The 21,066-nt window shown below is 41.6% G+C and carries 13 protein-coding genes and 1 other RNA gene; 5 read left to right on the top strand and 9 right to left on the bottom strand.

The window, feature by feature from the left end; genetic code table 11:
• Positions 1–100: 100 nt before the first annotated feature.
• From ABD985_RS19580 to ABD985_RS19550, 7 genes are all read right to left on the bottom strand, one after another.
• Positions 101–3,445, bottom strand: coding sequence for a cadherin domain-containing protein (locus ABD985_RS19580; protein WP_345374748.1), 3,345 nt, complete (start codon positions 3,443–3,445; stop codon positions 101–103).
• Between the two features lie 341 nt (positions 3,446–3,786).
• Positions 3,787–4,971, bottom strand: a complete 1,185-nt coding sequence (gene trpB / locus ABD985_RS19575) for a tryptophan synthase subunit beta (RefSeq protein ID WP_345374747.1) — start codon at positions 4,969–4,971, stop codon at positions 3,787–3,789.
• A gap of 33 nt (positions 4,972–5,004) precedes the next feature.
• Positions 5,005–5,628 (bottom strand): phosphoribosylanthranilate isomerase, encoded by a 624-nt coding sequence (locus tag ABD985_RS19570; protein WP_345374746.1) that lies wholly within the window; start codon positions 5,626–5,628, stop codon positions 5,005–5,007.
• A 203-nt stretch (positions 5,629–5,831) separates the two neighbouring features.
• Positions 5,832–6,614: an indole-3-glycerol phosphate synthase TrpC gene (gene trpC, locus ABD985_RS19565; protein ID WP_345374745.1), complete on the bottom strand. Its 783-nt coding sequence runs from the start codon at positions 6,612–6,614 to the stop codon at positions 5,832–5,834.
• Between the two features lie 238 nt (positions 6,615–6,852).
• Positions 6,853–7,860, bottom strand: a complete 1,008-nt coding sequence (gene trpD, locus ABD985_RS19560) for an anthranilate phosphoribosyltransferase (RefSeq protein ID WP_345374744.1) — start codon at positions 7,858–7,860, stop codon at positions 6,853–6,855.
• A 323-nt stretch (positions 7,861–8,183) separates the two neighbouring features.
• The gene (locus tag ABD985_RS19555) at positions 8,184–8,762 is read right to left on the bottom strand and encodes an anthranilate synthase component II (RefSeq protein WP_345374743.1); all 579 of its coding nucleotides are present in this window, start codon (positions 8,760–8,762) and stop codon (positions 8,184–8,186) included.
• 26 nt (positions 8,763–8,788) lie between these two features.
• The gene (locus ABD985_RS19550) at positions 8,789–10,198 is read right to left on the bottom strand and encodes an anthranilate synthase component I family protein (protein WP_345374742.1); all 1,410 of its coding nucleotides are present in this window, start codon (positions 10,196–10,198) and stop codon (positions 8,789–8,791) included.
• Between the two features lie 410 nt (positions 10,199–10,608).
• Here ABD985_RS19550 and ABD985_RS19545 point away from each other — a divergent pair, with 410 nt between their 5' ends.
• Positions 10,609–11,181, top strand: coding sequence for a hypothetical protein (locus ABD985_RS19545; RefSeq protein ID WP_345374741.1), 573 nt, complete (start codon positions 10,609–10,611; stop codon positions 11,179–11,181).
• Positions 11,182–11,537: 356 nt separating this feature from the next.
• The gene (locus tag ABD985_RS19540) at positions 11,538–15,068 is read left to right on the top strand and encodes an SNF2-related protein (RefSeq protein WP_345374740.1); all 3,531 of its coding nucleotides are present in this window, start codon (positions 11,538–11,540) and stop codon (positions 15,066–15,068) included.
• A gap of 234 nt (positions 15,069–15,302) precedes the next feature.
• Here the strand turns inward: ABD985_RS19540 and ffs are convergent.
• Positions 15,303–15,394: signal recognition particle sRNA small type (gene ffs, locus ABD985_RS19535), an RNA gene on the bottom strand.
• Positions 15,395–15,534: 140 nt separating this feature from the next.
• On the opposite strand from ffs, the gene ABD985_RS19530 reads away from it, so the two are divergent.
• The 3 genes from ABD985_RS19530 (at position 15,535) to ABD985_RS19520 (ending at position 18,258) form a co-directional block, all read left to right on the top strand.
• On the top strand, positions 15,535–16,134 hold the full coding sequence (locus ABD985_RS19530; RefSeq protein ID WP_345374739.1) for a hypothetical protein: 600 nt from the start codon (positions 15,535–15,537) through the stop codon (positions 16,132–16,134).
• A 438-nt stretch (positions 16,135–16,572) separates the two neighbouring features.
• Entirely contained in the window at positions 16,573–17,820 is a 1,248-nt protein-coding gene (locus ABD985_RS19525; RefSeq protein WP_345374738.1) for a phosphatase PAP2 family protein, read from the top strand.
• A 150-nt stretch (positions 17,821–17,970) separates the two neighbouring features.
• Entirely contained in the window at positions 17,971–18,258 is a 288-nt protein-coding gene (locus tag ABD985_RS19520) for a hypothetical protein (protein WP_345374736.1), read from the top strand.
• A gap of 231 nt (positions 18,259–18,489) precedes the next feature.
• Here ABD985_RS19520 and ABD985_RS19515 read toward each other — a convergent pair whose 3' ends face one another.
• Entirely contained in the window at positions 18,490–20,916 is a 2,427-nt protein-coding gene (locus tag ABD985_RS19515; protein WP_345374734.1) for a T9SS type A sorting domain-containing protein, read from the bottom strand.
• Between the last annotated feature and the right edge of the window lie 150 nt (positions 20,917–21,066).

The following is a 21,066-nucleotide window of genomic DNA, read 5'->3' as shown; positions in this document are numbered from 1 at the left end:
GATATGCAAAACATGAGTTGTTCGATATGTTCAATTACAATTGAACATATCGAACGAATACTGCTTAGAGCTTGCTTGTAACACTGATTCAGACAAGCTCTTATCGAAGAATTGTTACCGTACCTTTAATTGGCGCCTTGTTTCCTAAAGCTACCACATAGTAGTATACTCCTACAGGTTGCTCCTTGCCTTGGTATCGGCCATCCCATTCATCTCCTTTCTTGGTTTCAAAAACCTTATTACCTGCTCCGTTAAACACGACTACATAAGATGGGGTATACTCTTTTATGCCATCGATATACCAAGTGTCATTTACGCCATCTCCGTTTGGCGTGAAAGAGTTATAGATTACCAGTTCATCCAGTAACTTCACAGGAACGGCCATCTTTTGTGTTACAGACTTTACAGGAACTCCATTATCAGTAGATTTCACAGTAAAAAATAAAGTTGAACGATCTGATGGAACTGTTTTGATAAGATAAACTTCTCCATTCGGTAATATTTCAAAGAAAGAATCACTATTGTCACCACGGTCGTCGTCATCGTCATCGTCGTCGTCATCGTCGTCATCGTCGTCATTCTTCGAATTAAAATGATTAACTAACTCATACATATGAGAATCTTCTTCATCTTTATCTTTCGTATGAAGGGTTCCAACGTAAATTGGTACCACTGCTCCTTCTTGTACATATACCGATGTTTCTTCCCACTCAATTTCATAAGGAGCACGGTTCACATTGATCACTTTCACTTGTACCGTTCCTTCTGCTGTTTCTCCATCCTGATCGGTTACACGTACCTTTAGTTCGTAAAACGATTGGCGGTTCGCCTCCAGATTTCCGGCTACACTTAACTTACCTTCTACTAAGGATACGGCAAAATCCTTGGCTTGCTTCTGATCAATCAACTCAAATGTCAGCGACCCTTCCTTATCGCTTCTCGCAGGTACAATACCGAATACTTCCCCTACCGGAATATCTTCATGAATCGTATACATACTATCAGCATAGAAATATGGCTTTGACAAACGCTCCTGCAGCTTCACCATCACTTTTGCCTGTGCCTTCAACCCTTTAGCATCTATGGCCTCTACGGTCAAGAAGTAATACTCATCAGCATCCTCTATCGACAACTTATCCGTTGCCAAAAGTACATCATGCTCTAAGGTAAAGTAGCCCTCCTCGTTTCCTTTCACAATACTATAAGTATAAGGAGCGATTCCTCGATAAGCCCTCAAGGTATCCAAAGGTTGTTCTAAAGCCTCTTGCGTATATACTTCTACGACGGTATCATCAAGAACAGGTAAATGAAATGCCTTGAATATAACCTCTTCCTGATACGTTAGTCCCTCACTATCCTCTACCTGTACCAGCATACGATAAATGGTATCCGGGGAGTTATAGAAAGAAGGATCTGCCACTACCTGCTTCCCATCCAAGGAAAACATCCCTGGCCCCTCTGGTAATGTAAAGGTATAGGTTTCGTTCTTATCCTCATCCTTGGCAGACAAGGCGCCAATCACACTTCCTGTCGCCATCCCCTCTGTTTTAAGAATTACACTGTCAGAGAAAGTAATGTCAAATGGTGCCTCATTCACATCCGTGATCACAATCCATTTTGGGTCTTCATAAGTAACAATCCCTTGATCCGATACTTCAATAACGATTCGATATTCATCATCTTTTTCATAATTCAAGGCACTGTCAAGCAAAAGGCTATCCCCACTGATACGAAAGTAAGCATTGTCTGCACTATCCTTATCCAAAGAGAAACTATATACGCTAAACTCATTGGTATTGATAGCTTCTAATTTACTCACCAATGCGCCGACTGGAAGGTTTTCCGGAATAGAGTCATTGAATAGCCTCACTCCTTGTGGCACTCTTTTCATCTCAATAAAGAAGCTCTCCTGTAAAGTAAGCCCTCCTTTATCTTCCGTCTCAATTCTCACTTTTAGCGTAGAAGACTTTCCGTATAGGCTAACCTTTGTAAACAAACTATCGTTACGAATCTCAAAGGCATCATTGTGGCTATCACCTTCCCCTGTAACAAACGTATAGGTATGCGTATCGCCAAAATCTACATCCTGAGTACTTAATGTACCCACAAAGCTTCCTACGGGTACATTTTCCCAAATACTATCAGCAGCTAAGAATAAGCTATCGGGCTTCTCATTTACATCCAACACCTTCACCACTGTACTACCTATCACTGCGTTTCCACTCAGGTCATAAGCACTTAGCCCAACGGTATAAAGATTCTTCGTCTCGTAATCCAACGGCTCACCCAAGCCTAATTGTCCTGCTGCCGGAGCAGACTGAAAAGCCCTATCATCTTCTGCAGAGCTAGGCCCTCCTCCAAAGCCAAATATACCTGTATAGGTTGTCGTGCTGTACACCAGATGATCTACGGCATCCCTATCTACTGCTAGTGCGGAACCAATCACGAAAGGTTCAAATTCCTCTTCTGGCTCCAAAACCGTTTCATTGACATAGATGGTATCGGCCACCAAAATTTCCGAAGGATTGTAATTGGAGGCTGTAATCACTGAATGCCCATACCCTGCCGAAATTTTTCTTATTTTTCTTCCTTTCAATACCTGTAGTTCACTAGCCTGTGAGAAAGTCTCATTTCCCCACATCACCAAACTAGAATCCTCCAAAACAGCCATTGTGTGATGATTGCCGGCCTCTATATTAATAACGCGTCCTTGGATCTCCGCCGGAACCGGCCCTTGATTGAATAGGGATTGATCTCCCCAAAATACGACGTTTCCATCCTCCAGTAATGCCAATGAGTGTAACTCTCCGGCTGCAAGTTGTTTGACATTGCCTGTCGTTACAGCTGTCGGAATATCAGTTTGCCCTTCGTCATTCTTACCCCAAGCATATACTTCTCCAGTAGTCGAAAGCGCTAACGTATGAAAATTTCCCACACTGATTGCCTTAATTGCAGGCAACCCTACCGGTATCGCCAATTGTTGATGTGTGTTGTCTCCCCAAGTCAATACACTTCCATCTTCTTTCAGAACAACCGCATGTTCATCTCCAGCGCCTATTGCCACTACCTTTGCTCCTGTATTGACCTCTGCCGGAATATTATCAGAAGTCATAAACTTATTCTTCTCCCCATGGGACAGTATATCTACTGTTCCATCATTTTTTAGGACTAGCGTATAGTAAAAGCCTGCAGAAACCTCCTTTACATCTTCAATGGAAGTTGTACCCTGTTGAATCTTTAGCGCTCCAAAGTTGACCACTGCCGTATGTACATAGCCTGCTGAAAGAGACGATACCTCAGTAGCATGATGGGGTAAGAATAGTTGCTTATTGGTTTTCTCTCCTGTATCAATAATGATCTCTGATACAGTCTGGGCATGTAAAGCAAAAAAAGGTCCTATAAAAGCGCCTGCGAAAAGCACTAATAATCGAGTTATTTTAGTCATTCAGGTATTAAAGTTTTTGAGAGTAGATAAATGCCTGTAAGTGATATAAATACGAATACCATCAAGCTTCGTAACCTATTAGTAGCAGCAAAGAAAGTCTTTATTGTGTCCTCTATCTGCACACTTATTTTTTTTGAGAAAAACAACCTCTAATCGGTTAATGCAGTATTGAGAGTATTCGATTTTTAATTTCAGCTAACGAAAATACCACTATTTATCCTTAAAACAATGTCCCTGTATGTTTATAGTACAAAAAAATAATAGATCTATTATCTATAGTGTTCAAGTTCAACTATGGCTAAGGGCGACCACTTGGGGTCGCCCCTACAAATCATTCTTCATTAATACTTTCCCCACTTGATATAACTCTCCAGGTCTTTGTCTCCTCTACCCGAAAGATTAACGATGACTACATCATCCTCTTTAAAATCAATCTTTTGAAGGGCTCCGAAAGCATGTGCTGACTCTATCGCCGGGATGATACCTTCCATACGGCTCAGCTGTATCCCTGCCTGCATGGCTTCTTCATCGGTTACGTATTGGAATGACGCTCTACCTGAAGCGAACAAATGTGCGTGAATAGGCCCTATACCCGGGTAGTCCAACCCTGCCGATATAGAATAAGGCTCTACTACTTGTCCATCCTCCGTCTGCATCAGGATTGTCTTACTGCCATGCAATACTCCCGGCTTACCCAAGGCCGTGGTTGCGGCAGACTCCCCTGACTGTACCCCGTGCCCTGCGGCCTCTACGGCAACAAGGTTTACTTCCGGCTCATCCAGGTAATGGTAAAAGGCTCCTGCAGCATTACTTCCCCCACCTACACAAGCAATCACGTAATCTGGTGTTTCTCTACCGATATGCTCTTTCAACTGAATACGCATTTCCTCCGAAATCACCGACTGAAACCTAGTAACCATATCGGGGTATGGATGAGGTCCCACCACAGAACCAATGATATAATGTGTGTCTGTTGGATTATTGATCCAATGTCTCATCGCCTCATTGGTTGCATCTTTGAGGGTTTTACTTCCACTAGTTGCCGGACGTACCTCTGCTCCTAAGATACGCATACGCTCCACATTGGGACGTTGGCGAGCCATATCAATCTCTCCCATGTAGACAATACACTCCACCCCCATCAAGGCACAGACTGTCGCTGTTGCTACACCATGTTGACCAGCTCCTGTTTCAGCAATAATTTTCTTTTTACCCAAACGTTTTGCCAACAGGATCTGACCAATTGTATTATTGATCTTGTGCGCTCCCGTGTGATTCAGGTCTTCACGTTTCAGATAGATATTCGTTTTATAATGCGCCGATAAATTAGGAGCATAGTATAAAGGAGTCGGCCTCCCTACATAATCTTTCAACAACTGGTCAAACTCCTTCTGGAAAGCCTCTTCCTGAATCATTTCCAAGTAAGCCTGCTTCAGTTCATCTACGTTCGGATAAAGCATTTCAGGAATAAATGCTCCTCCAAAATCACCATAGTATCCGTTTTCGTCTGGGGTTTTAAATGTCATAAGTGTTATTGTTTGCTTGTGTATTTTAAATCGTTAAGACTGCAGTCCCTTCTTCAGTTCCTTTAATAAAGTAACATCTTTCAGGGCCGGAGCGTTTTCAAATCGACTATTCACATCAATTCCATATAATGTTGATAAGTTCAGCTGCTTCACTTCTTCGAGATTTTCCAAACTTACCCCTCCACTTAAAAAGAAAGGCACCTTACTATCATACCCTTGAAGAACCGACCAATCAAATGTCTTTCCAGTGCCTCCGTGCTGCTTGCTCTTGGTATCAAAAAGGAAGTAATCGACAACCTCCTCATAAGGTTTGAGTACAGAAAAATCAAAATCCTCCCCTACACCAAATACCTTAAAAACCTCATAGCCTTGCTCACGCACCTGTCGACAAGTTTCTACGGACTCTTTTCCATGTAACTGTATCACCTGCAAGTCATATCGCTGAGCAATTTGCAGCAACTCCTCTACCGGAGCATTCACAAATACCCCTACCTTCTTCACTTGACCCAACGACTTAATAAAATCAATGGTCTCAGGAATATTTGCTACAAATCGAGGGGACTTCTCGTAAAAGATAAACCCTAGGTAGTCAGGAGATAATGTCAGTACCTCTTCTATATTTTGCGGCGCTCGCATGCCGCATACTTTTAACTTCATTTTGTTCATGTTGTTTAGTAGAGCTTCGCTCGTTCATAATGTTTAGTTGTTGAATCGTTGAATCCGTTACACGGCGTCTCGAATTTTCCCTTCGGGAAGTTGATTCGAGTTGAATTGCTGAGGCAGTAAAAGCTGCCTCAGCAATTCAACAACTAAACAACATGAACGAGCGAAGCTCTACTACTAAACATTATGAACAAAAGCTATAGTTGCGCTATAAACGCTTTACAAGCGGCTCCCGGATCTGTGGTTTTCATAAAATTCTCTCCTATCAAGAAGCCTTCATAGCCATATTGTTTCAACTGCTTGATCGTCGCAGGATCACTGATGCCACTTTCTGAGATCTTCACAAAATCCCTTGGAATGAGTTCAGACAATCGAATAGAAGTTTCAATACTTACCTCAAAGGTTTTAAGGTTACGGTTATTTACCCCTACCAAGTCCAAATGCTCATTAAGGTGATCTGTCAATTCTTCTTCACTGTGCACTTCCATCAATACCTGCATCCCTAGCTCTTTGGCTTTCGCTGCTAATTGCTTCAATCTTGCAGGAGGAAGACAAGCAGCTATCAACAAAATAAGATCCGCTCCTACTGACTTTGCTTCATAGATCTGATATTCATCTATAATAAAATCTTTTCTCAAAATAGGTGCTGCATTGATTGCCCTTGCTGCCAATAGATCATCAATCTTTCCGCCAAAAAACTGCTCGTCTGTCAACACAGATAATGCTGATGCTCCCGCTGCAATATATTCCTCCGTTACATCCGACACCTTTGCTTCTCCATTAATCAATCCTTTGGAAGGAGACTGACGCTTAAACTCTGCAATAATCCCTGAACGATTTGGACTAGTGATCCAACTCTTAGCCGAAACAGGCTCTCTATCAAACCAAGGGCGGCTCGACAGTTCATCAATACTTCTCTTTACTTTTCGGAGTGCTACTTCGCCTTCTTTGTGGGCAACAATTTTATCAAGTATGTTCATGTTGTTTCTAATATTTATCCATCATACTACTAACTAGCTCTGTTGAGTCCATTACATGGCGTGTTCTGTGTGCCGTTGAGTGGAGCTTCACTCCGTTTAGTAGCCCTTCGGGCTGTTGAGAAAGAGCAGTACTGCAGAATCTCAACTTGCGAAGTACATCTCAACGGAGCGAAGCTCCACTCAACGGCACGCAGTGCCACTCAACCAGCGGCGTAAGCCGCCTCAACTGCTCCCACGGTTATAGGATAGTTGTAGACTTAGATAGTTCTACCAATGTATTGAAAGTTTGCAAGGCTTTTCCTGACAATAAAGCCTCTCTCGCTTCTTCCACTCCCTCTTTTGGCGTAATGCCTTTTCCACTACTCAAGGCCATTCCGGCATTGGCAAAAATGGCAGCATTCTGCGCCTCATTTCCGTTCCCTTTTAGGATATCCATGAAAATCTGAGCCGCTTCTTCTACGGTATTCCCTCCATGTAGTGCTTTTGCATCTACTATTGGCAAACCTAAATCCTCTGGACTATACACCTTCTCCCCTTCATTAGAGATCACCTTAAAGTCTCCCGTCAATGAAATCTCATCATAGCCATCCAACGCATAGACGATCGAGAAGTTATTCTCAGTCTGCTGCTGTAAATACGTATATAGTCTAGCGACTTCCAGATTAAATACTCCCAAAAACTGTTTCTTTGGAAAAGCTGGATTTACCAATGGCCCGAGCATATTAAAGAAAGTTTTCACGCCCAACTCTCCACGTACTGGTGCTACATTTTTCATGGCTGGGTGAAATAAAGGAGCATGTAAAAAGCAGATATTCGTCTCATCCAAACTTTTACGCAACAGGTCATGGTCATTGGTAAACTGATACCCCAAATGGTCCAATACATTTGAAGAGCCACAGACAGAAGAAACACTCTTATTTCCATGTTTGGCAACGGACTGTCCTGCTGCTGCCACCACTACAGACGATAGCGTCGAAATGTTGAACGTATCTTTCCCATCTCCTCCTGTCCCCACAATATCCATCACATCGTAATCACTAAGGTCTACCTTAACACACAGCTCCAGCATAGCATCCCTAAATCCGGATAATTCTTCCACGGTCACCATACGCATCAGGAAAACCGTCAAGAAAGCCGACATTTGGCTATTGTTATACTCTCCCTTTGCTAATTTGATTAAGGTATTCTTGGCCTCTTCCCGGCTCAAGGTTTTATATTCGAATAGTTTATTTAATAGTTGTTTCATGATTGTTCTATATTTTCAAACGTTCAAGATGACTTACAGCGTGGTTAGGTGGTTAGGTGGTTGGTAGGTTAATCAGCTGCCAATCCTTTCAATCTAGTTGAAAGGAGAAAATTAGACTTTATCACGGTTTACTTCGTATGATCAGAAAATACATCCCTAGTTTAAAAGTAGTCAGTACAAACCTTAACCAAGGTAGTAAACCGCTTGGTCCAAGAGCAATTCCTTACTCGTACCTCGTTCGGAATTTGAACTCTTGAACTTCCTGCTTATAGATAAACACCTTTTACCTTTTACTTCTTACCTCTTACCTTTTACCTCTTAACTTATACCTTCCCCAACCAATTCTGTATCATCTCCTTCCCAAACTGCGTCAAGACCGATTCCGGATGGAACTGTACTCCCTGCACATCATACTCCCTATGCGCTACAGCCATCACATAGCCCTCTTTGCTTAATGCGGTAATCTCAAGTACAGACTCATCAATACTTTCCTTATCTATTATCCAGGAGTGATAATGTCCTATGGAAAAAGTCTCTGGTAATCCTTTGAATAACTTGGTCTGCTGGTTCAGGATACTGACCTTTCCTTCAATACCATGCAATACTTCAGGGATGTTATATAAAGTAGCCCCAAAAGCTTCTCCTATTGCCTGATGTCCAAGGCATACCCCCATAATACTCTTACTACTTCCATAGGTTTTCAGTAACTCAGGCATAATCCCTGCCTCTGATGGGATTCCTGGCCCAGGAGAGAGTAAGATCTTGTCATAAGAAGCTACTTCCTCCAAAGTGATCTTATCATTTCTTACGACTTTAGGGTCATAGCCTAGTTCCTTGATCAGGTGTACCAGATTGTAGACAAAAGAGTCGTAGTTATCGATTACTAATATATTTTTACTCATGGTCTTATTCGTTTAAAGCAAATGGATTATAGGGTTTCTGCCAGTTCCAAGGCATTACGGAGAGCCGCTAACTTATTATGTACTTCCTGTAGCTCACTTTCTGGTGAGGATGCCGCCACTACTCCGGCTCCTGCCTGGAAGTACAAATTATTTTTCTGACTCAGGAAGGAACGGATCATAATGGCATGGTTGAAATCTCCATTAAAACCCAGGAAACCAATTGCTCCCCCATAATATCCTCTACTTACCGTTTCATTCTCGTCGATGATTTCCAATGCGCGATACTTTGGCGCCCCCGACAGGGTTCCGGCAGGGAACGTATCTGCCACCACACGAATTGGATCGGAAGATTCTCCTAACTTTCCACTTACCTTTGATACTAAATGGATCAAATGAGAGTAATACTGTACTTCTCTATACACCTCTACTTCTACCTCTCCTCCATTTCGGCTCAGATCATTACGGGCAAGATCGACCAACATCACATGCTCTGCATTTTCCTTAGGATCTTTCAATAGTTCTTTGGCTAACTCCGCATCTGCCGTATCATTTCCTGTTCTGCGGAATGTTCCGGCAATAGGGTGTATGGTTGCTTTATCTTCTTTGATTACCAACTGTGCTTCTGGAGAAGAACCAAATATTTTATAACTGCCATAATCAAAATAGAACAGATAAGGAGAAGGGTTGATCGAACGCAAAGCCCTATACACATTAAACTCATCTCCTTTAAAGGCACGCTGGAAACGTCTGGCCAATACCACCTGAAAAACATCCCCTCTATAGCAATGCTCCTTCCCTTTTTTCAATACTTCCAAAAACTCTTCATCCTCAAAACTGCTGCTTTCTTCTCCTACACAAGAGAAGTCAAACTGACCATAGTTACGGCTCTTTACAATTGTCAAAATCTCGTCAATACGGGAAGGAGAAGTATCCTCTGCCAACTGATGCTCAAAAACATAAAGCTCATTCTTGAAATGGTCAATCGCGATGACAAAACGGAAGGCCTGATAAAAAATCTCTGGAATTTGCTCGTCCTTATCTTTTGCTCTGAAACGGATATCCTCAAAGTATTGTACCGCATCAAAAGTCATATACCCAAACAACCCATTGGAGATAAACTTATGCCCCATGTCCTCTGACTTGAAGGCCGACATAAACTGACTCAGCTGCTCAACGGCTACGCTATAATCCTCCAATTGTTCTATCTCTTCACTCCCATCCGGATAACTCTTCTTTAACTTTCCTTGCTCTACAGAGAACCCTGCCATTGGTTCGCAACAGATATAGGTATAGCTATTCTCATCGCCATGGTAATCGGAACTCTCCAATAAAAACGTATTGGGATATTGATCTCTTAAACGAAGGTAAATGCTCACTGGCGTCAGGGTATCTGCCAATATTTTGGCCTGATTCGTCTTGAGTTGAAATGTCTTCATAAAGTTTATTTGGATGTTTAGGGTATAAAAAAAGCCTGTTGAGTGAACAACAGGCCTTATATATCAGAATGTGATGTGTTTTCTTTCTTAAAACTCCGGGTATAGGCAACGGTTCACTCAAATGTGTATATCTGAGCGCCACCACCAAAGGTTTACAGTTGCGATATGGAGTTGATTTCTTGTCATCGGAAACAAAGGTAAAAGAGGAATCAGAAAAACAAAAACTTTTTTTAGAAAAATGCAAAAACACCCCCAATATGCGATCATTACACTAATACTTAAGTACTTATATTTCAATTTTCGCATTCTATTTTTTATTTCAAACACGGGGTATAGCACTATTTATTCTATAAAAAGCTTAAATTGATCAATGATTTACCCAATAAAAAAACCTTAACCCTTTCTACTGTATGTGGTACCGAATTTTAATATATTCCTTACTTTTATCCTTAGTTTTGTGGTTACCCAAACGATGTACTGCTCAAGTATCAGAAGACACAGCGTATGAAGCCAACAGCATTCCCTTAAAGGACCGCTTCTTTTTTGGTGGAAACGTAGGCTTTCAATTTGGGGATATCACAGCGATCAGCCTTGCCCCTTTAGTGGGCTTTCGCATCACAGAAGCCTGGCAAGCAGGTACCGTTCTTTCATATACCTATTACAAAGAGAATTTTCCTGGATACACCTATGAAACCAATATCATTGGAGGGCGACTTTTTACCCGATACCTCATTGACATCTATAATGGACTGAGAATATTTCCACACGGAGAGTTACTGACTAATCGATTTAAACAGTACAATCCTTTCTCCGGAGAAGAGGAGCCTAATTGGTATACGACATTTCTATTGGGAGGAGGGGTACAGTTTCCTATTGGAGGTAGAGGAGGATTAAATATGTTGGCTCTATATGATCTGGACTATAATCGGGACACTTCCTTTGAGGACTCTCCTTGGGTCTTTCGAGTAGAGGTAGTCTTTTGATCAAGTTAATCGCTAAAAGTTTTGGTCAATATTTTTTAGTTGAACCGTTGAATCGTTGAATTTCATCACTTCGAGATGAGTTGAATCGAGTTGAATTGTTGATTGAATGAAATACCTCAATAAACAAATCAACTCGATTCAACGAGCAAAGCTCAATTCAACGATTCAACAGTTCAACCAAACATGATGAACATTACCCGTATGAATCTTTTAATTAGTACTAAAAATAAAAAGGGTTTATTAACTTATAGGTTTATACGGCATAGGCACAAAAAAATATATTCATAATCATATAAGGATCGTTGAATAAAAGAAACCTGACACTTTTTAAACGATGACTTAAAACCAATTTTGAGATGGCAAAAATTACTTTTGGAAGAACATGGTGGGGACAGCAGTGGTTGCATGAACTCTCTGAGATTGATCAGGAAGAGCGACTGCCAAAAGGGAGAGCGGATGCCTCCAAGGGTGCTGTCAGTGAAATTAAGATAGAGGACGGCACGGTCTATGCCCGTATCCGGAGCAAACATGGAACCTACCTCAAGCAAACCTTCAAGATAGAGCACCGTATCTCTGAGGAAGAGCGTGCGTTTATCATTGATCGCCTAATGGAAGACGACCATATGGTCACCCTCTTGATTGCAGGTCAATTACCTAATTCGTTATTCGAAATATGTAAAGAGGCAAACATCCACCTTTTTCCCAAGGACTGGAACTACCTTTACACCCATTGTACTTGCCCCGATCGAAAACCACTCTGCAAGCACATCGCCTCTATTATTTATGTGTTAGCCAATGAGATCGATCGAAATCCTTTTCTGATTTTTGAGCTCAATGGTATACACTTACCGGAAATTCTAGCGAGTAAAGGAATTTCCATCCACCAACAAACCTCTGCCAGTATTCCTAAACTCCCGGAACTTACGGTCGATGAACCTGAAGAGTATGACTATTATCCCGAAAACATTAAAAAGCTCGACTTCTCCAATATCCCTGAGTTATCAGAACTACTATTTAGCCTATTAAGTGACAGTCCCCTGTTTTCGGCCAAAAACTTTAAGGATGTCCTGAAGAAAGTCTATAAAAATGCGAGTAGAAAAGCAGAAAAGCCAGAGTCTCCTGATTACGACGATTATGAGGAATACCATAGAAAACTAAAATTTGCTGAATCCATTGCAATTGCGATTGACCCAGATATGACCATCATCGAGGTCCTTTGCTATACGCACAAAAACTTTGAGCGTTTTTCAGGAAACAAGGTATTCGATATGTCTGTCCTTATGGCCACCATTCAGTCCTTAAAGGAAGAAGAACTAATTCAATACCCTTATGAAGTCCAACTCTTATATTATCTATACCTCTTCTCCATCAAGCTTACGGTTTCTTCTGCCTATATTCCACAGATTATAGAAACGGCCAATAAGGAACACAATATTCGATATATCCCTGCCCATATCAGTCCAGAGATACAGGAAGTCTATAAAGTACTGGAAACCCTTATTCCTCCAGATATGCTGGTCAACAGAAGTAGTGATGGCAATGGCTTCTTCAAACCAACAGAAGCGATTAACTTTATCTGCCACTACTTTATCCAGTATTTTATCATTGAAGGAAGTCAAACGGTTATCCTTCCAGAAACTGACCAGCTCGTCTTCGATTGTTTCTTTGGGGATTATGCCGTTCCTTTTAATGAATCCAGTAAGAAAGCAGTACCGATTACCATTTACCGATGGCTCGGTAAGTTCTTCCTAAAACATAAAAAATATACTCCTCTCCTACAGCTCGATGAAGAGGAAGAACGCTTCTTCCTTAGAGTGTTTGTAGAAGACCAAGAAGTACCGACTGAGCCTATCTCCCTGCATAAGTTTCTGGAAGACCCTCAATACACCCAACACAAGTTTGATGTATTACATGACCTCAACCTACTCACTGAACACTTCTCGGCACTAGAACAAGTGATGGCGGATAAAGGGCGTCAAGCCTTAATGATGGACTCCTTTGAAGTGGTTGTAATTCTCACAGAGATTCTACCAATTATTGAGATGCTGGGCATACATGTTATGATGCCAAAGAGTCTCCGTAACCTGATGAGCCCAAAATTAACCCTCTCACTGGATAGCAATCATAGTAGTAGCGGTGAAGCGGAATCTATGTTAAGTCTGGAAGACATGCTGGACTTTGACTGGCAAGTGGCCGTAGGGGATGAGACACTTTCTGCGGATGAGTTTAAGGCTGCTGTCGATAATGCATCGGGTTTGGTTAAAATTGCGGGTCAATTTGTACTGATTGATCAAGCTGAGATCCGAAAGCTTTTGGAGCAACTTGAAAACCCTCCAAAAGTCAAAACTCACGAACTGATGCACGCAGCCCTCAGTAAAGAATATGAAGGTGCTCACGTCGCTATCTCGGAGAAAATGCAAGGAATGGTCCGAAGACTAGTGGATATAGAAGAAATTGTTCCTCCAAAAGGACTAAAGGCACAATTGCGCCCTTATCAGAAAACAGGCTATGAATGGATGTTTAAAAATGCCCGACTGGGCTTTGGAAGCCTTATTGCCGATGATATGGGGCTGGGTAAAACCTTACAGGTCATCACTACCCTACTTAAAATGAAAGAAGAAGGGTTACTGGACAAAAAGAAAGCCCTTATCATTGTACCGACCAGTTTGTTGACGAACTGGGAAAAAGAAATTGCCAAATTTGCTCCGGGACTAAAGGCCTATATATTCCACGGATCACAGCGAAAAGCCCCTCCAAAAGGCGTTGATATTATCATTACTACCTATGGGGTTATCCGTACCGACAAGGATGTTCTTAAGAAGATGAAATTCTACTGTGTGGTCATTGATGAAGCACAGAACATTAAGAATACGGCGACTGCCCAAACCAAAGCAGTTAAAGCCATTAAATCTGACTTGAAAATTGCCATGAGTGGTACCCCTGTCGAAAACCGCCTTTCAGAATACTGGAGTATTATGGACTTTACCAATAAAGGCTATCTGGGAACCCTTGGGAACTTCACCTCCCATTATGCAAAACCTATTCAGAAAGACCGTGACCTCAAGAAGCTGGAGCAGTTTATGAAGATCACAGAGCCTTTTATCCTCAGAAGGGTCAAGTCTGACAAGAGTATTATCAAGGACCTTCCGGATAAGGTAGAAAACAACCAATACTGTCCATTGACTACAGAACAAGCCGCTATTTACCAAAATGTAGTGGACGATATCCTCAAAAAGGTTCAGAAAGAGAAAAAGGAAAGTGTGGAAAGGAAAGGATTGATTCTAAAACTGATGATGTCCTTAAAGCAAATCTGTAATCACCCTTATCAATATATGAAGAAGGGGGACGCTAATCCGGAAATCTCAGGAAAAGCACAACGACTATTCGAGTTGCTGGATGCCATTCAGGAGAACGGACAAAAGACACTCATCTTTACACAGTATCGAGAGATGGGAGATTTACTCAGTGACTGGATTGAAGAACGCTACGGTAAACGCCCTTTATTCCTACACGGAGGTACGTCCAGAGCACAGCGCGATGAGATGGTGGATGACTTCCAAAGTAACCATGCCACCAATATCTTTATCCTATCCCTTAAAGCGGGAGGAACAGGCCTTAACCTTACAGCAGCCAGCAACGTCATTCACTATGACCTTTGGTGGAACCCTGCCGTAGAAGCACAAGCAACAGACCGTGCCTACCGTATCGGACAAACCAACAATGTCATGGTACACCGCTTGATCACACAAAGTACCTTTGAAGAGAAAATTGATGACATGCTGCACAGCAAAAAAGAGCTTGCCAACCTGACGGTCAATACCGGAGAGAAGTGGATTGGAGACTTGAGTAATGAGGAATTGCAGAATATCGTGAAAATAAAATATTAATGAATAATGAAGAATGAAAAATTAAGAATAAGGACTACTATTCTTCATTCTTAATTTTTCATTCTTCATTTAAAAAAAAGAGCTAACCCAAATCATTGGCGTTAGCTCTTTCATCCCTGTATTAATCTATCATTATTCTCCCTGTAAGAGAAAGATATCCTTCAACCCAAAACGGTATAATCCATTCTTGCGAGAAAAAGGTTTTTTATCCCACTACGAAACTATAGGGGAAAAAAAAACAAGCCGAAGGAGCACCTGCTCAACCAATTACCCTTGCTTGCTTCCGCACCTGGGGGAGTCAAGGGAGCTGATCTCATCGACTTGCGGGAGCAAAGGTAGGACTTTTCAAAGATTACGCAATACCTTTCCTAAGAAAAAAACATTCGTCATTTATAACCCTCTCATTAATAGATACTTTATTTTCTATTACCTAATCAACATTATTTATTCAACCCAGCACATTCCTATGGAAAAGGCATTTTCTACCCTTAAAGTACTCTTTTGCTTTCTTGGTTTATTCACTTCCCTTACAGCGCTTGGGCAACATTCTTCTCATGAAGATACGCATGAAGAAGACACGCATATGGAGAAATATTATAAGCGGAAACACAAAATTGCTGTTATCGCCGGTAGTAGCTGGGTACCTGAGGGACGTAACCCCGAAACCGAAAAAAAAGAATTTATTCTCGCACCTACTTATGGATTGATGTACGAGTACCGCTTTAGTCACAAGTGGGCTATCGTGACTCATTACGAGCTCGAGGTTATTAATATTCTAGTAGAGCGTGAAGATGATCTCGTCAAGCGGGAAAATGTACAACTACTCAACCTCATGGGGCTTTGGGAACCTATTCCAAAGCTGGGTATTATGGCCGGTGTGGGTTTTGAATCTGACCGGCACGAGACCCTTTTTGTGACCGTCTTCGGTTTAGAATATACCTTTATCGAATCCCATCACTGGGAAGTTAGCGTAGAATCCTCCTATGTCAATAAAGATATCTATGACGTAATTTCATTGGGAATCATTCTGGGGTGGAACTTTGGCAAGCCGCTAGAACACGAATAAAAGGAAGGGCGACCCTTGTGATCGCCCCTATATAGAAGAATGAAGAATGAAGAATGAAGAAATTTAATAACTATCGTGATTGGAAAGAAGGTTGAGCCACTATTTATAAAAATTAGTATTCTACACCATCAATATATAATATAGACCCTCGCCGTGAGGCACAATGCCGTCAACTTAAAGAAATGGTAGATGTAGAAAGAGTAGTGCAAACCCGTTGCAGGTCGTATCATTGCATGACGTGCGAAACGCTACGACCTGTTTCTAGTCCTACATTAAGTAACTCAACTCACCGAAGGTGAATCTCAACAGCGAAGCGCTCAACCAGCGGCGCAAGCCGCCTCAACAATTCAACAATATTAACCCTCCCTCCTATTAATAAACCAAAAAATATTGGTACTTTTCTAATAATCAACCAACTACATTAAACTAACGACAAACATGAACGTATGGAAACCCACCCTTCTTGCAGGGATATTCATGTCTTTTTGCGCATTCTGTTTTGCGCAAAAGTCAGGTAAGGAAAAATATATACTATCTGACAGTAGTACCTTGGTCAAGCATTCCCGCAAGACTAAGTTACACCCTGTACTTATTCCTACCGCCCTTTTTGGAAGTGCAGCCCTCTTATGGTCAGAAAGAGAAAACATCAGGGATATTCGGAACCACCACTTCCCTGAGTTTGAAAATCACTTGGATGACCGTCTTTACTACCTTCCGATAGGAGCTGTGTATGGCTTAAACCTAGCAGGCGTCAAAGGTCGTAACTCTTTGGGACGTGCTACCATCAGTCTGGCACTAAGTTATGCCTTGGGCTCTCCATTGGTCTCTGTATTAAAGGATAAAACCGGTATTGTTCGTCCCAATGGAAAAGGTGAAAACTCTTTTCCTTCCTGGCACACTACAAGGGCTTTTTTAGCAGCTTCCTTTATGCATAAGGAATTTGGACATCGCAGCCCCTGGTATAGTATAGGAGCCTATAGTACGGCTACGGCCACCGCTACCTGGCGTATGCTTAATAATAAGCATTGGTTACCTGACGTACTTACAGGAGCTGGGATAGGCATACTGGTGACTGAAACCAGTTACTGGCTACTCGATCTATTGCTTAAGGAACGTTGGAGCAATTCTTCTACAGCCACAGCCTATGCCCCTTGGCTGGAAAGCCGTCTCCCTCATTATATAGGAATAAAAACAAGCGGCATTTATACCTCTGCACAAAAAGGAATAGGAACAGCTATTGAAGGGGCTTATTTCTTAAACAACCGATGGGGAATAGAGGGAAGTCTAGGAGCCTCTCACCTATATGAAGGTACTGTAGAAGCCACCACCGAGCAATACAATCCAGAGCGAGGTCTCCTACATGCAATGATAGGTCCTACCTTGCAACTCCCCTTATATCGACAACTCGCCCTAAAAATCTCCTGTCTAGGAGGATTTTTACACACTTCTGCTAACTCTTATTCCCTGAACGATGTTATCTATACGTATGATTACCAAAGAGGGCATGGTCTTCAGGTAGGTACGAGTGTAAGTCACCCTGTTGGAAAAAGAAGTCATCTATTCCTACAAGGAAATTTGCTGCAATTATGGGAAAAAGGAGACTTCATCAGTGGAGATAACTTCACCAACTTCCGCTCTACCACCTCTGCCATCAGCCTGGGAGGAGGAGTCTCCCTCTCTTTGTAAACAGTGAACAGTGAACAGTGAACAGTGAACAGTGAACAGTGAACAGTGAACAGTGAAAAAAGTTATTTTTATCCTAAACGATAAGCAATAACCGATAAACCTATTTTTCACCTTTCACCTTTTACTTATTACCTTTTACCTTTAACAACTATGGAAGACAAGTATTTGCCAGTGGGATGTGACTTTTACGACCAGCTCACTGAAATCGCCACACACAAGAAACACATCAAGGTGTTCTACTTTGATGAGAAAAAAGAAATGATGGATGCCCAAGGTATCATTGAGGACATCCGCACCCTGCCTGACAAATCAGAGGTATTGGCCATCGGCGGACAAGAAGTACGATTGGATAAGATTGTCACCGTTGCAGGAAGGCCGGGACCTTCTTATGCGGAATATGATTTGCTGCAGTGTTGTGGAATGAATTTGCCGGATTAAAAAAAGGGACATTTCGTTAATTAAGTTTGAATAAATAACCGACACACTTCTTACGCGAAGAGATGGGTTGAAACCCACCTCTATGTGATGTCATCCCTTCGGGATTATACCATAAAACCCTGAAAGGGTGGCATCACATAGGGGCGGATTTTAATCCGTCACTATACGGAATATGACGGATAAATATTCAACCTTAATATACGAAATGTCCCTTTTTTAATTGAAAGAAAACTATTTAAGAATCTTCATGGAAGATACACGCTCACCATCACTTACTCGTACTATATAGATTCCTTTTCCATAACCACTAAAGTCAATTTGATATTGTGCTTTTTGTGAAGTCTTGGTCCAGGTATTTTCTGAAAGTATTTGTCCTGTCAAGTTCATCACAGATACCTGTACCTCACCAGTAAATATATTATCAAAATTGATACGTAATTGATCTTGAACTGGGTTCGGATAGATTGTTACTCCTCCTAGTCGCTCCGTATTAATTGCTGTAATACTATTCGTAATTTCAATATCGTCAATTACCCACCCCCAAGCGGTGTTCGTGGCTCCTACAACCATTCTGAAACGAATAAAAACCTCCTCTCCTTCTTGGAAAAACTCTGACAATTGAATTGTCCTTCTTTGGAAATATGTGAAGTTTCCGAAAGCCAGAGAATTATCATTAACCACATTACTGTAATACAATTCCTCCCACTCCGGATAAGCAGTAGCGTCATACGACTCAGTAATCGCTTGCCAAGTTTTTCCATTATCTTTTGAAGCTTCTACTACTACATAATCTTGAGCAGGCTCTGTTAGTACAACCTCATTAAATGTCAATAAATTTTCTGATGTAACGATCACCGGAACTTCCAAATAAGTGAGATATTCATCAAAGGCCACTTGGGAATTTTTATATGGGTGAGGCGTATGAATTGCCGAGGATGTAAAACGGTTGCTTTCTGGCTCTATTCCCATCCCCTCAAAATAGAAATTATCCTCATTATCTATATTGACAGCTACTTCTGTAACGGCTTGCTGCTCTTTAACCTTCACCTCATAAAAACCCTCTGCAGGTAATTGCGTGACATTAGGTGTCGTGTAAGAATCTTCGGTCACCACTCGGTAAAAAAGCACATCCCCTTGCTGTACCTCTAAATCACTCAAGTCCAATGCTCCCTCATAAATATCCTCTTCTTCCCCCTGTCCCAAGGCTACCTGCTGTTCTTCTCCTGTTTCTCCTACTTTATAGACTGCATATACACGACCTACCCCACTATTATCTGTGGCTTTTGCTTGTATACTAATCTGCTTCTCAAACACGGATGTTTCCAATAACTTAGCATGTGTCAATACAGGAGATATCTCATCTACTCCAACATATACATCAAATGGATTATTTTCAGCGGCAAAAGGAGCTTGTATCTCTCTTCCAAAGTTATCCGTTAAGCCAAAGTAATATTGTATCGTCACATCGGTTATATCTCCAATATCCAAGGTATAAGAAAACTCTCCCTCTCCCTTATCTTCCATCATTTGCATACTCCAATCTCCTTCCTCACCTATTCGATAGTACATCGTCACAGAAGAGGCATCATAACCATTATCACTGCTTACCTGAATATCAAAAGGTGTTGTTAAAGCTACCGCATCTCTCTTTTCCTCATGATCAATAAACGTATATACCCATCCCATATCGGCAAACATCCCTTCAGTTATTGCTCCCGGAGCCTGCGCTTGTGGCCCTGGAGCCGCAAAAGGTGTCATTAACCCCAGATCACTGCCACTATATGTATTCTCATCCAGGTGCGAAATACTAGATCCCGATCGATAAGGAGAAGGGGCATACAACTTAGGCAGTGCACCTCCGTTTCCCTCCTTTCCTAATTCACTATCAAAAAACACTCCTTCACTTGTCAGTTGTCTTGCCAATACATCAGAGTTGTTCGGAAAAAGAGACGTATCCAATAAGGATTCTTCTTTTGAGTTAACTACGTAACGGTCAAAAACATTCGGCGCTCCACTATTCCCCCACTGTCCTTCTGAGCCATTCACAAAGAATGATCCTGTGAAACCTAGTGCGTGCCCTAGTTCATGCGATACCACTGCAACCAAATCAAACTGATTATTCGGTGTTGCACCATCCGTTCCGAAATACCAATCATTACGACTACTATTGAAGCTACAATAGACATCTGCTTCTCCTTCCTTATTTAAGGGCTTCCTAGCCAACTTCTCCGCCAAAGCAATAGGGTATTGTGTGCCTGTTAAAGGCGCCCCCTCAAAATCCCTGCGGTAAGCGCCGGGACGAGCAAATCCCAAGTTACTCGGGTTTCCAGAATCTTGCCATATCGCATTGACTACAATTTCAACATCGGACTGTAACGTTGCTGCCCAAATATCTACGGCAGCCTGAAAGGCCTGTCGAGCCTCTTCCGAGAAACCAGCATAATTAACCTTAAATACCGCTCCACTATTTTCAGCCAAACGTGCATTAGGATTATAGTTAGAAGAGTAAAAGGTTTCGTAAATAACATCCTTAGGTTCTTCAAAGGCAACGGGCCCTCCGTGACATTCGATATGCCCTTGCTCATTGACTACTTGTTGCCCTATCACTGTAGATACAGACAGCAAAAGAAACATTGCTATAGTTAGTATAGTTTTCATTTTATGTGGATTTTTTCTAGTAAAAAAAGAGCACTAAAGTAGCTCAAAAATAATACGATTAACTAAATTGACCTCTATGTTGTTATTATTTTTTAGTCCAAAAAATAATTATCTTAAAAAAGCTCACAATCAATTATTAAATCTATTTAA

The sequence above is a fragment of the Algivirga pacifica genome, assembly GCF_039543525.1.
Lineage (GTDB): Bacteria > Bacteroidota > Bacteroidia > Cytophagales > Flammeovirgaceae > Algivirga > Algivirga pacifica.
The sequence above is the reverse complement of the archived record's forward strand: the minus strand, read 5'-3'. Positions and strand labels throughout refer to the sequence as shown.

Excerpts from the sequence above, each read along its gene's own strand:
- ABD985_RS19530 (WP_345374739.1), top strand. The coding sequence starts at position 15,535 with ATGGAAAAGGCATTTTCTACCCTTAAAGTACTCTTTTGCTTTCTTGGT.
- ABD985_RS19545 (WP_345374741.1), top strand. The coding sequence starts at position 10,609 with ATGTGGTACCGAATTTTAATATATTCCTTACTTTTATCCTTAGTTTTG.
- ABD985_RS19540 (WP_345374740.1), top strand. The coding sequence starts at position 11,538 with ATGGCAAAAATTACTTTTGGAAGAACATGGTGGGGACAGCAGTGGTTG.
- ABD985_RS19525 (WP_345374738.1), top strand. The coding sequence starts at position 16,573 with ATGAACGTATGGAAACCCACCCTTCTTGCAGGGATATTCATGTCTTTT.
- trpC (WP_345374745.1), bottom strand. The coding sequence starts at position 6,614 with ATGAACATACTTGATAAAATTGTTGCCCACAAAGAAGGCGAAGTAGCA.
- trpD (WP_345374744.1), bottom strand. The coding sequence starts at position 7,860 with ATGAAACAACTATTAAATAAACTATTCGAATATAAAACCTTGAGCCGG.
- trpB (WP_345374747.1), bottom strand. The coding sequence starts at position 4,971 with ATGACATTTAAAACCCCAGACGAAAACGGATACTATGGTGATTTTGGA.
- ABD985_RS19580 (WP_345374748.1), bottom strand. The coding sequence starts at position 3,445 with ATGACTAAAATAACTCGATTATTAGTGCTTTTCGCAGGCGCTTTTATA.
- ABD985_RS19515 (WP_345374734.1), bottom strand. The coding sequence starts at position 20,916 with ATGAAAACTATACTAACTATAGCAATGTTTCTTTTGCTGTCTGTATCT.
- ABD985_RS19550 (WP_345374742.1), bottom strand. The coding sequence starts at position 10,198 with ATGAAGACATTTCAACTCAAGACGAATCAGGCCAAAATATTGGCAGAT.
- ABD985_RS19570 (WP_345374746.1), bottom strand. The coding sequence starts at position 5,628 with ATGAAGTTAAAAGTATGCGGCATGCGAGCGCCGCAAAATATAGAAGAG.
- ABD985_RS19555 (WP_345374743.1), bottom strand. The coding sequence starts at position 8,762 with ATGAGTAAAAATATATTAGTAATCGATAACTACGACTCTTTTGTCTAC.
- ABD985_RS19520 (WP_345374736.1), top strand. The coding sequence starts at position 17,971 with ATGGAAGACAAGTATTTGCCAGTGGGATGTGACTTTTACGACCAGCTC.